The 13,865-nt window shown below is 41.2% G+C and carries 6 protein-coding genes; all 6 read left to right on the forward strand.

Going from position 1 to position 13,865, the window contains the following annotated elements; translation table 11 throughout:
- The first annotated feature begins 23 nt into the window (after positions 1-23).
- A complete protein-coding gene (locus tag AC6CH7_RS23175) occupies positions 24-1,394 on the forward strand; it encodes a RagB/SusD family nutrient uptake outer membrane protein (protein WP_498264969.1) in 1,371 nt (456 codons plus the stop codon).
- A 12-nt stretch (positions 1,395-1,406) separates the two neighbouring features.
- On the forward strand, positions 1,407-2,741 hold the full coding sequence (locus tag AC6CH7_RS23180; protein WP_498264970.1) for a DoxX family protein: 1,335 nt from the start codon (positions 1,407-1,409) through the stop codon (positions 2,739-2,741).
- 11 nt (positions 2,742-2,752) lie between these two features.
- Complete coding sequence (locus AC6CH7_RS23185; protein WP_498264971.1) at positions 2,753-4,444, forward strand: hypothetical protein; 1,692 nt, start codon at positions 2,753-2,755, stop codon at positions 4,442-4,444.
- 165 nt (positions 4,445-4,609) lie between these two features.
- On the forward strand, positions 4,610-8,695 hold the full coding sequence (locus AC6CH7_RS23190) for a hybrid sensor histidine kinase/response regulator transcription factor (RefSeq protein WP_498264972.1): 4,086 nt from the start codon (positions 4,610-4,612) through the stop codon (positions 8,693-8,695).
- 195 nt (positions 8,696-8,890) lie between these two features.
- Positions 8,891-12,076, forward strand: a complete 3,186-nt coding sequence (locus AC6CH7_RS23195) for a SusC/RagA family TonB-linked outer membrane protein (protein WP_498264973.1) — start codon at positions 8,891-8,893, stop codon at positions 12,074-12,076.
- 11 nt (positions 12,077-12,087) lie between these two features.
- On the forward strand, positions 12,088-13,791 hold the full coding sequence (locus AC6CH7_RS23200) for a RagB/SusD family nutrient uptake outer membrane protein (protein ID WP_498264974.1): 1,704 nt from the start codon (positions 12,088-12,090) through the stop codon (positions 13,789-13,791).
- Positions 13,792-13,865 lie beyond the last annotated feature (74 nt).

Consider the following 13,865-nt stretch of genomic DNA (forward strand, 5'->3'; position numbering starts at 1 on the left):
TCAGAGATAAGAAATTAGAAATCATGAAAAAAACAATATATATCTTGTCCTTCTTTAGCATCCTGTCCTTCTCCTCTTGCGAGAAATACCTGGATGTAGAACCTCGCGCATCAGTGTCAGACAAACAGACGATCTACGACAATGCATCGTCGCAAACTGCATTAACAGGGGTTTATGCTGCGCTAGCATCCGGATCTTATTATGGTACCACATTTCAGTCAATAGGTTACCTCAATGGGGATAACATACAATGGACAGGTTCACAATCACAGGTTCAGGAATTCGTAAATCATAACGTTAGTGCCGACAATTCTACCATCAGCGGTGCTTGGTCTGCTATTTACCTAACCATAAGCCGGGCCAACCAGGTTATTCAAAAGGTTCCTGGGGTAACAGATCCGCTCCTTAACCAAAGTACAAAAGACCAGATTGTTGGTCAGGCTTATTTCATTCGTGCATTAGCCTATTTTGATCTGGCCCGCACCTGGGGTAGCGTACCGTTGATCACCAAGCCTACTGAAACGGCAACTGATAACAGCGGAATTCCGCGCAGTCCGCAAAATGAAGTATACGCACAAGTGCTGAACGATCTGGATAAGGCAGAACCTTTGTTAACTGAAACTACAGACAGGCATAGGGCTACCCGAAAAACAGTATGGGCACTAAAGTCGCGGTATTATTTGTATAGAGGCGACTGGGCAAATGCCGAATTGTATGCAACAAAGCTGATTGTTGATAACGCGAATTACAAATTACTGAAACCTTTTGGAAGTTTCTTTCAAAACGATGCCAGGGCTACCCAGGAGTCTGTTTTCGAACTCTTTTACAGTGCTGCTGAAACCAATGGGCATCGTGGACAATGGCAGCCTCAGCAAAATGGAGGAACTCGCCAATGGGCACCCAATGATGCATTTGTAGCATTGGTAAATGATCCACTGATTGGAGGTACAAGAAGCGTTCTTGTGGCAAAAGACAACCAGAGCCGTTGGTATGGCAATTTATATTACAGGAGCCCTGCAACAGATCCTTCTTATCTGATTCGCATAGCTGAACTTTATTTGATCCGTGCCGAAGCACGAAGCAACCAGGCTCCTGACGGTGCAACTGTTGCCAATGATAAGTTAGCCGGTGCCGTTGCTGACCTGAATGCCGTGCGAGAGCGTGCTGGACTGGCGGGAACACCTGCAGTTACCAAAGCAAATGTGCTGCTGGCTATTGAAAATGAAAGAAGAGTTGAATTTGCTTTTGAGCCGCACCGCTGGTTTGACCTGGTAAGAACAGCAAGGGCGTCTGCTGTGCTGAACATTACTGACCTCAGGAAATACCTGATGCCTATTCCCAATGATCAGCTGCTGATAGATCCGGCACTAAGGCCAAATAATCCAGGATATTAAAATTTATAGATTATGACATCCATTAAATTAGACCAATCTTCTCCTGAATGGAAAGGTTATGAAAAAACTGCCCTGCGCTTCTTTTTCATTTATTTCATTCTTCAAACCATTCCGCTGGACTGGAAATACTATAAGGGGATCTTTGCCATTAACTGGTTTAACCTTAAGTACGGAGATATTTTTTTCATTACCAGGTATTTTCCCAGCTTTGGTTCAGCTACGGGAAGTTTTATTGACTGGATCATTATTGCCATCATAGCAGCACTGGGAGCTGTAATATGGGCTAAAAAAGAGAAACCAGATACAGATTATAGCATTTTGTATTATTGGTTAAGAACCATATTGAGGTACAGGCTCGCTATAGGGATTATCGGTTACGGGCTTATCAAGTTTTTTCCGTTACAGGCGCCCTTTCCATCCATCAGCAATCTGAATACCAGTTATGGCGATTTTACCGACTGGAAGATATTCTCCCTGAGCCTTGGTGTAGTACCTGGTTACGAGTCTTTTCTTGGTGGAGTGGAACTGCTTGCAGGCATACTCTTGTTCTTCAGAAGAACAGCCTCAATAGGCGCGTTTATTATACTGGTATTTACAGGTAATGTGTTCATTTCAAACCTTGCCTATGAAGGCGGAGAATATGTTTACAGCTTTTACCTGATCTCGCTGGCTATATTTGTATTCGCCTACGATGCAAGACGAATCTATAACCTGATCTCACTTGGTAAACCAACTGTGCCGAATTTATTTAAACCCATATTTACTGGATGGTTAAAAAATGGCAGGATTGTTTTGAAAACTGCAGTGATCTTCTTTTTTGTGTTTGTTTACGGGTTTAAAACCTACAAGGGTTATAAGAACGATCCTTATCAGTTTCCAAAAACAAAAGGATTAAAGGAGGCTAGTGGGATTTATAATGTTAGTGAGTTTAAACTCAATGGCAAGGCATTCCCTTATTCTGCTACAGATTCAATAAGATGGAAGGATGTGGTGTTTGAAAAATGGGCCACAATCAGTATCCGTTCAAACAGACCGGTTATACTTGATTCTACCAACTATGAACAGATTAGCTATAAAGATAAAGACAGAAATTATGAGTTGGCTGGTTCTGGCGGAAGACATTATTATAGCTATAAAGCAGATACCGTAAACCACCTGTTGTTGCTGCAAAACAAAAACAGTAATTACAAGAATGATAAACTGGTATTGAAGTATAGTAGGCCAGATAGCGCAACAATAATCCTTTCGGGCGTTAACAATTCAAAAGATTCCGTTTACGTTTTGCTGAACAAAATCGACAAGAAGTATCCAATCAAACTTGGCCGTCGTAACCGTTTGAAACTTTAATACTCCAGAAAATGAATAATTCAGAAAATACACCAACTCAATGGTCAATAGGTAAGAAAATAGCATTTCGCATTACATTTGTGTTCTTCTTGCTGGTATCCATTCCGCTAAGTAGTGGCTGGTATAAAAATTTAATTGCCATCGACTGGCTAAATCCGCATTATCGCGATATATATGATATTGCACGCTTTGGTACCAATGCGCCCCCTGTGCTATTCGGTAGTTCAGGGCGCCCAAACATTGCTGATGGGGAAGGACAAGATGCCGCCAGTCCTCAAAAACAGCGTCGCAGCGACTCCTTAAAGCGGGTAAAAGGAGCTGAATCATCAAAGGCTGATTCAGATAAAGAGAGAGCACAGCGCAATGAAAGCAATGTTCAGAGAAAAAGGAGCTGGCTTAGCGACTATAGTTCATGGGGAAACGCATTGGCTATAGCAGTAGTAGTAGGCTTGGTCTGGAGTTTGTTCGACCGAAAAAGGCCATCTTACAATGTATTATATTATTGGCTAACTGTAGTTGTACGTTTCAGGGCAGCTATAGGGATTATTGGTTTTGGTTTTACAAAATTGTTCCCAACTCAAATGCCTTTTCCTTCACTGGGCCTCCTTAATACAGACTTTGGCGACTTTACCGCACAAAAAATCTACTGGCTTTCCGTTGGCATAGTACCCTGGTATCAGGTATTTGGTGGTATAGTAGAGCTTGCTGCTGGCGCCTTATTGCTCTTCAGAAAGACAGCTACCTATGGTGCCATATTGCTCATTGGTGCATTAGGCGATATTACTTTTGTGAACTATGCTTATGATGGTGGTGTGCATGTATATGCCTTCTATTTTGTTTTGCTTGGCACCTTAGTCATCGCTGCAGACGTGCCAAGATTATACAACCTGCTGATTCTTGAGCGCTATACCGTACCGCAATTTTACTATCCTGATTACAGTAAGCCGATATACAAATATACCAGAATTGCGTTAAAGGGGATTACCATCCTTATTTTCTTTGTAATTCTGACTTATACCGAAGTGATCAATTTTAAGTATGATCCTTATAAACAGCCATCAACAGCAGGGGTGAAAGCATTAAGGGGCAATTATAATGTTACGGTGTTTAAAATAAATGGACAGGAGATTCCATATTCTCCATTAGATAGTGTACGATGGAAGGAAGCTACCTTTGAAAAATGGACCACGCTGACATTCAGGATTAATAAACCAGTAATAGTAGATCCATCCAATGGTGGTGGCAGTCCGATGCGCGATATACAGCGTACATTCGAAATTGCCGGTACCGCGGGCGGGCAGCGCGCTTTTCATTACTATGCTGACACTGTAGAACATGTACTTTATCTGCAGGATAAAAATGCCCTTGCTTCAAGAGCTGGGCGAGGCAGAGCGGTTGGCTCAGATGAGAAGGAAAGCGGCAAAACGGATAACTGGATCAGTAAAGCTGCATGGGAGAATATAGGTGATGAAAACAGGATGATCGATAAACGTGCCTGGTCTACCAGAAGAGACCGTGAATTTGCTCGTCCTGAGCGGAGTTCAAATCGGGCCAGGTTAATCCTCAAATATCATACTATTGATGGAAACAAAGTTACCCTGGAAGGGATAAATGAAAATAATGATTCTCTTTATGTCGTACTGGATAAAGTTCACAGGAAATATGTTTTGCCTGAAAGTAAGTTGAACGCAGGAAAATACTAAATAAAATTTTTCACTCATATGGGCCTCATATGAGTGAAAAATTCATGATGGTTGTTAAAATTGATGGCTAAATGCTATCTTCGGGGATAATTTCCCTCTCAACTATACCCTACTATCCATAGGTTCATCATGCGTTTATGTTATTTTTTTATTGTTTTAATATGGATGGAAGTTCAGTTTCTGCCTGTTCATGCACAGCTAAGTTCAGGAGGAAACAATGAACGATCTTTGTATGGAAGTTATGCACTTAAGACATACACTATTGCAGACGGGTTGCCCTCTAAAAATACGACAGCTACGCTTAAGGACCGAAGAGGTTTTATTTGGATAGGCACTGAAAATGGCTTGTGTCGTTTTGATGGTTATACATTTAAAGTATTTTATCATGCAGAAGGAGATCACACTTCTATCAGCAATAATTATGTTAACACAATAGTAGAGGATCATCAAGGTCGCTTATGGGTCGGGACAATGGATGGCTTAAATTTACTGGACCCGCTTACTGAAAAGTTTCAGGGTTTTTATCATGATGAAAAGGTGGCTTCATCCATCAGTAATGATAAAATATGGTCGCTACTTTGTGACCGTGAGGGAACCGTATGGATTGGGACAGATGATGGGTTTAATAGATTTCATGAACAAACCAAATCCTTTACCACCTTTCAGCCCAATCCGGGTATAACAGGTGCTATGGTTGGGAAATCGGTTAACGCTATTGTTGAAGACAAACGTGGAAGCTTATGGCTTGGAAACTGGAGTGGTGGCCTGAATAGGTTTGATAAACGTACAAAGCGTTTCACCAACTTTCAGCAGACGCAGTTACCCGGACTCAAGAATCCAAACGACATCTGGTCACTTGCATATGATGAGAACGGAATAATCTGGATTGGTACTTACTGGAATGGTCTGTTTAGTTTTGATCCGGAAAAAAAGGATTTCAGCTCAGTTCAGTTGCCAGACAAGACCAGTACCGGTGTCTACAGTATCTTGGCAGTACAAAAAAATACGCTCATTGTTGGAGGGAATACTGGTTTCTATTGGTTGAATACTCAGAATTATAAATGGGAGCCTATTAAAAATGTGGCAAATTATGCTTTCGGAGATTCCTATATGGATCGCAACGGCATCATTTGGATTAATGGCAGAAATGGTGTTTTGAAGATTGATCGTCAGCAATATAAGTTTGATTTGACAGATCTTAAGCTGGAGAATTGTGAAGTGAATAGCCTGGCAAGCAGGGGTACTACACTCTGGATTGGTACCAGCAAGGGGCTGTTTACGCTAGATTATAAATCTGGAAAGATGTCTGGCTTTAAAAAAAATGTACAAACAAATAGCTTAAAGAGCAACGATATTAGTAAGCTTTATTTTGACAGCAAGGGGGTTTTATGGATTTTGACCGAAAATGGATTTGATAGTTACGATCAGGAACGCAACCTATTTGTTCACCATAATCATCACTCCGCTTTAGGTAGCCTTTTTAACGAAGATGTTTTTCGGGATATACTTGAGGTTGATCCGGGCATCTATTACCTGGCAACCGATGCGGGGCTTAAAGTTTACAATAGCAATAACAATACTTTCAAACATTATTACAACAAAAAGGATGACAAGTATTCCTTAAGCAATAACCACGTTTATTCCTTGTTAAAGGATAACAGAGGTGATATTTGGATTGGGACATATGGGGGCGGACTAAACCGTTTTGACAGAAACTCAGAACGCTTTCAGGTGATCAGGTCTTCAGAACGCTCAGGAACTGGAATCAGCAGTAACATTATCAGAAACCTTTATCAGGATTCAAATGATAACATCTGGATTTCTACACCCGATGGATTGAATAAATATCTAGCTAAAGAGAAACGTTTTTTGACATATTCGAAAAAGGATGGTTTTTCCAATAATGTATTCAAAGGCATTACTGAAGATGCTGAAGGAAACATGTGGGTAACTACCGAAAGTGGAATAGCAACGTTTGATCCTAAGCATATATCGGTTAGGAATTTTGATGAAGCCGATGGGGTTTACGTGAATTCTGTTATGCTCCACGATGGGCAAAATATATATCTTGCCGGAAGTAGGGGGATTATCAAGTTCGATCCCTTAGCAATCCGTTCAAATAAAATCATTCCACCAGTATATTTTACAGATTTTCAATTGTTCAATAAGTCTGTCCTCCCAACTTCCAACGGGCCTTTAAAAGAAAACCTGAATATTGTAAAGGAGCTGACTCTTGACTATGAGCAAAGTGTTTTCTCCTTTGAATTTGTAGGCTTAAATTACAGGTATCCAGAAAAAAATAAATATGCGTATATATTAATAGGCTTTGATAAGAAATGGAATTATGTAGGCGCACAACGTAAGGCAACTTATACAAACTTAAATCCGGGAACGTATAAACTTTGGATAAGGGCGTCTAATAATGATGGGGTATGGAACAATAGGGGGAGAATCCTGGTTATCCACATCAGTCCACCCTGGTACTGGACCTGGTGGGCCTATCTTCTGTATGCCATAGGGGTTTGTTTAGCCATTTACGCATATATCCTGTACAGGAATAAACAGGAAGACCTGAAGTATAAAATAAAGGTAGCTAATATTGAAAGTGAGAAAGAGAAAGAGCTCAACGAGAAAAAACTTTCTTTTTTTACCAATATTTCTCATGAATTCAGAACTCCTCTTACTTTAATCATCAATCCAATTAAGGAATTGCTTTATCATGATGATAAAAATGTAGATACCAGTAACCTTAATATCGTTTATCGGAATGCAAAAAGACTACTCAGCCTAGTTGATCAGTTGCTGCTTTTCAGGAAAGCTGATACACAGGCAGATAAGTTGAAAGCTGCAGATCTGGATATCGTTAATTTGTGTAAAGAAGTATACCTGTGTTTTTTACATCAGGCACGATCAAGAAAGATAAGCTATGAATTTATCTCTTCACAAGATCATATACAGATTTATGCAGACCGTGAAAAATTAGAGATTGCCATATTTAATCTGCTTTCAAATGCAATAAAATTTACGCCAGATGAAGGACGCGTTTCCCTTGAGGTATCTGAAACGTCGGATACCGTAAAGATCCAGGTCAATGATAGTGGATCTGGCATTCCTGAAAATGCGGGACAGAAAATTTACAGCAGGTTTTATCAGGAACCCGACCACAATAATTCTTTAAGAACCGGCTTTGGCATCGGATTATATCTGGTCAAAAATTTCATTGAGAGCCATGGCGGTACGATCAGTTATAAAAGTAGCCAGAATCAGGGGACTACCTTTTTTATCACCTTATTGAAAGGAAGAGAGCACCTTAACATTGATCAGATTCTCCCTGTTTCTGAAACGAGTTCTTTACTGTTAATGGAATTGGCTGAGGATGAGGTAAGTCCACTTAACCAGGAAGAAAGTACTACTGTTGAGCAATATGATGGAGCCTTTGCTTCTGAAAGAAAATCCCTCATTATCATAGATGACAATAAATCGATCCGGGATTATCTGGTTGAGGTTTTCAAAGCCCGGTACAACTTGTATGTTGCTGCAAGTGGAGAGGAGGGGATGAAGATGATCAGGGAATTTCTTCCTGATTTCATCATCAGTGATGTCATGATGCAAGGCATTAGCGGAATAGAGATCTGTAGCCTGGTCAAGGAAGATACCTCTTTATGCCATATTCCAATAGTGTTGCTGACCGCCAGTTCATCGCCTGAAATTAAACTGAAAGGTATTGAGATTGGTGCTGATGATTACATCAGTAAACCTTTTGATAAGGATTTGTTAGTTGCCAGAGTTGCGGGTATTTTGAAAAGCAAGAGCAGCCTTCAGCAATATTTCTATAATGAGGTTACTCTGAACCCAAATAATTTTAGAATCTCGGCAGAGTACAGAGATTTCCTTCAAGACTGCATCAGGATTGTAGAAAAACACATCACTGATCCAAGCTTTAATATTCAGATCCTGGCCGATGAGATTGGCATGTCGCGCTCTAACCTGTTTAACAAAATCAAATCTATTTCCGGACGATCATCTAACAGTTTTATTCGCTTTATACGTTTACGGAAAGCTGCTGAAATATTCATCAATACAGACAACACCATTTCAGAGACCATGTTTATGGTGGGCATGAATGACATTAAATATTTCAGAGAGCAATTTAATAAATTGTTTGAGATGAATCCTTCAGACTACATCAAGAAATACCGCAAGAACTTTTCAAAAAATATTACCCTAAACAAGGACGTGGTAAGAAAATAGCCGTTTTTGTGGCGGAATCTAAATTTTACCCCTCTAATATTGGTTGTTTACCCCCTTTGATTCTCTGTAAATCCATCGAATTTAGCCCTGTCGACTCAATCGAAGATCGGGGATTTATGTTGTGCGCACAACGTAAATCCTCCGCTTGAACGGGAGCAGTTGACAGGATAATTTCAAAACCAAATATAAATCGATATGAGAAAAACTATACGAAACGTATATTCTCCGCTTTGGCCGATGACAAAGAAGGTGTTTGTTGCAACGGTAATAAACGCGGTACTGCTTTCGGCGCAGTCGACACAAGCGTCAGAGCTGATAGTAAAACCCTCAACATTTAATGCTCGGCAAGCTGTGATCACAGGTACAGTGCGCGATGAAGCGGGCAACCCTTTACCAGGAGTAAGCGTAATTGTGAAAGGTACAACGACCGGATCGATCACTGATGCACAAGGTAAATACAGTATAAATGCTCCTGATAATGCCATCCTGGTCTTCACTTATATTGGTTATACCAAAATAGAATTGCCTGTTGGCGGAAAGACTTTGTTAAATATCCAGTTGACTCCCGATCAGACTTCATTAAATGAATTGATTGTTGTTGGATATGGTACCCAAAAGAAAGAAACGGTAACCGGATCTATTTCGCAGGTAAAGGGAACTGAACTTGTTAAAAGTCCACAACCCAACCTATCCAATGCATTGGCAGGAAGATTTTCGGGCGTGGTAATCAACAATAGAGGAGGAGAACCAGGATATGATGGTTCGAGCATCACGATCCGCGGGCAAGCCACAACCGGTAGCAATGCCGTGCTTGTAGTGGTAGATGGTGTACCCGGGCAAATCGGAGGTTTGGAACGCCTAGATCCGAACGACATTGAAAGCGTGTCGGTACTTAAGGATGCTTCGGCAGCGATCTATGGTAATCGCGCGGCCAATGGAGTAATCCTTGTAACCACTAAAAAAGGTAAAACAGGTAAGCCTAACATTAGCTACAGCTTTAATCAGGGTTTTAGCTCACCTACCCGTTTGCCAAAACTTGCAGATGCAGCGACGTATGCACAGATCATGAATGAGATCAACTATTACGCAAGTGAATCAGGAGGTTTGAACCAATCTTATTCTGAAGAACAAATTCAAAAATTCAGGGATGGTTCTGATCCGATCTTGTTCCCCAATACAGACTGGGCTGAGACAGTGCTCAAGAAATCGGCGCTGCAGAATCAGCACAGCTTGTCTGTAAACGGAGGAACTGACGATGTGAAGTATTACATGTCCCTTGGTATGATCGATCAGGACGGAATCTATAAAAATGGGGTTACCAGCTATAAACAATACAATTTCCGTTCAAATATTGATGCAAATGTCAGCAAGCGTCTGAAAGTGGGATTATCACTTGCCGGCCGCGAAGAGAATCGCAAATTTCCAATAACTGGCGCCAATGATCTTTTTAGATCACTTTACCGCTCTAAACCTATTGTAGCTGCATTTTATCCAAATGGATTGCCAACAAGAGGGATAGAAGGCTCAAACCCTGCAGTACTTGTAACAGATTTGGGTGGTACCAGCAATAACCCTACACAGGTGCTTAACGCCATCTTGAGAGGCAGTTATCAGATACCGGGTATTGAAGGGCTGTCGGCAGATGGATTTTTCTCTGTAGACAAGTCCAATGTATTTACCAAAACCTTTAATAAGCCCTATTTATTGTATGAGTATCAAGCGTCAACCGATACGTACACTTCAGGCGTTTATGGAGGTAATAACAATAAAGCCACTCTTAAAGAATCTCAAAGACGAGAATCATTGCTTACTTCAAACATCAAACTGAATTTTGAGCGTAGTTTTGGTCTACATGATATCAACGCCTTTGTGGGGTATGAGCAAAGCAAAAACAACCTTGAGTTCTTTGATGCTGACCGTTTCAACTACCTGTCAAACCAATTGCCTGAGCTTTCTCAGGGTGGAACCGCAGCAACAGATTTTCTTAATTCTGGTTACAGTTCAAACTATACCCGCAAGAGTATAATCAGCAGACTGGCGTATGCTTATGACGATAAATATCTGTTTGAAGGTCAGCTCCGCCGTGATGGTTCATCCATCTTTGCCCCTGGCAAACAATGGGGTACTTTTCCTTCAGTTTCTGCGGGATGGCGCATCAATAAAGAAAAATGGTTCGGTGATAATGTGAAGTTCTTCGACGAACTGAAACTAAGAGCTTCTTATGGTTCATTGGGTAATGACAATGTAAATGCATTTCAGTACTATGATAATTACATTTTGGTAGGTAATGGCTTTGTGGCGCAAGCACCAGGTGGTGCAGCAACCATTCAACCAGGAGTGGGCTTGTCAAAACTTGCTAACCCGAATATTACCTGGGAAGTATCAAAAAAACTGGACATAGGGATTAACGCTACATTCCTGAAAAACTTCACAGTTGAGGCGATCTATTTCAAACAAAAAAGGTCCGATATCCTTGCAACACGTAATGCCTCTCTCCCTGGATCTTCTGGTATTGTGAACCCTTATAATGATGGCAGTTCAAATTACAATCCACTGGTTCCTTCAGAAAATATTGGTAAGGTCAACAGTGAAGGTTTTGAGGGTACACTGGGCTATACGCACCGTGGGAATGAGTTCAACTGGGGCGTGTCTGGTAACATGACTTATGCTAAAAGTGAAGTCATCTTCATCGATGAAGCCTCTGGTACGCTAGACTACCAAAAAAAGACTGGCAGGCCATTGAACAGCTACTTGTTGTACAATGCCATAGGCATCTTCCGTACCCAGGCTGATCTGGATAATAATCCTCATGTTTCAGGAGCAAAAATCGGCGACCTGATCTATGAAGATTATAATCGTGACGGTGTGCTCAATGCAGATGATATGAGCATGGCGAAATATGGTAACATTCCTCAAATTACCTATGGCTTTAACTTCAATGCCTCTTATAAAAACTTCGATCTGTCGGTATTGTTCGCAGGACAAGCAAAGGTAAGTCAATATGTATTGCCAGAATCAGGTAGTATAGGTAATTTTTATAGCAGTTGGGCCGACAACAGGTTCAGCCCTTCTAATCCTAACGGATCTTTTCCAAGAGTAACCGAACGTGCAGGTAACGCCGTTAGTGGAGGTGCTTATAAAAACAATTTCTGGCTGAATAATTCTTCATTCCTGCGTCTTAAGAACGTAGAACTTGCCTACAACCTGAAAGGAGATTTTCTATCAAAGATCAAAGTTTCCGGAGTAAGGATATTTGCAAGTGCTTTTAACTTATTCACGATCACTAAAGTAAAAGATTATGATCCTGAAGGCAGCAGTGAAAGCGGACAGTTTTATCCGCAGCAAAGGATCATCAACTTAGGGGCAAACGTTAAATTTTAAATCTTGTAAAAATGAAGTACAAACATAGCATACCAGTTTTTATTTTATTAAGCGGTGTACTGGCACTGAGTTCATGTAAAAAGGATTTTCTGGATGTTACTGCAACAGACCGGATCCCAACAAATACGTTGGAAACAGATACTGCTGTATTTGAGGCTTTTGTAACCAATAGTTACATTGGATCAAGACTACAGGATAAAGAAGCTGATGGAACCAATCCAGGATTTGGACGTGGTTTCGAATATAGCATGTGGAGTTCACTAACTGATGAATCCATCTATAATAATGATGACAATACCTGGTTGGTTCAAAGAGGGCAACTGGCTCCTGAAAACCTGGGAGCACTTGGGGTATTGTGGAGCAGAAGTTACCGCGGCATTCGTGAGTGTAACTATGCCCTCAAGGTTCTAACTACCATACAAATGAGCGCAGCGCGTAAAACCAGGCTCGAAGGTGAGCTAAAGTTCATCAGGGCATTCCGTTATCAGGATCTGATCCGTAACTACGGAAAGGTAGTGCTTATGGGAGATCAGGTGCTTGGTTTAACAGATAACCTTCAGGACCCAGCGCTATTCAAACGTTCAACTATTAAAGAGGGTATTGATTATGTGGCAGCACAGCTTGATGATGCGGCGGCTAAATTGCCATTGAACAATGACAATACATGGTTATTGGGCAGGGCCACCAAAGGTGCCGCCCTGGCACTAAAATCCAGATTATTACTATATGCTGCCAGTCCTTTATACGAAGCAGCGGGTACCTGGCAAGCTGCCGCAACTGCAGCACAGCAGGTGATCAGCCTGAACAAGTATGGAATCTATCAAGGAGGTTATGGTAATATGTTCCTGATTAACGAAAGTAATGAAGCCATATTTGAACGTGTGTATACCAAGAACGCTAATCACACTCACCTGGAAATTGCAAACGGACCAAATGGCTATGGCGGTTGGGCCGGAAATACGCCTACGCAGAACCTGGTAGATGTTTATGACCTCACCAATGGCCTTCCGGCAAATACCAGTAACCCGCTGTATAATCCGGCTAAACCTTATGAAAATCGTGATCCGCGTTTTAAAGCAACCATTTTGTATAATGGTGCAGCTTATCGCGAACGTAATATAGAGACGTTTATTCCCGGTGGAAAAGATAGCAGAGACGGAAATGACAACTGGAATACCACAAAAACCGGCTATTATCTTAAAAAATTCATGAATGATGCTTATCCTTTGCAAAATCCATGGGGTAATGCCGGCTTCCAGCCCTGGATTTATATTAGGTATGCTGAAGTTTTGCTCAATTTTGCAGAAGCAGCAAATGAAGCCTACGGTCCTGATGCGGTACCTGCTGGATCAAGCTTCTCGGCCCGCCAGGCCATCAATATGATCAGGTCAAGGGCTAGCGTAAACATGCCGGATCTTGCAGCTGGTATGGCACAAACTGATATGCGTACTGCTATCAGACACGAACGCCAGATAGAGCTTGCGTTTGAAGAACATCGTTTCTATGATGTTAGAAGATGGAAAATAGCAGATGTAACAGAAAACCTTCCTTCACGGGGTGTGGTCATCACCAAAAACAACGATGGAACTTTTACTTTTACCTCCAAGATAGCACTTGATGGACGTAAGTTCGAGACCAAACATTATTGGTTACCAATTCCAAGAACCGAAATTCTTGCCTCCGGAAATCAATTACAGCAAAATCCGAACTACTAACAGAATTTACAGAATGCCGGGAAACAAATCGTATTTCCGGCATTCTGTAAATTTTCCAATTTATAAAACACCTA

Source organism: Pedobacter sp. GQ55 (assembly GCF_059758925.1).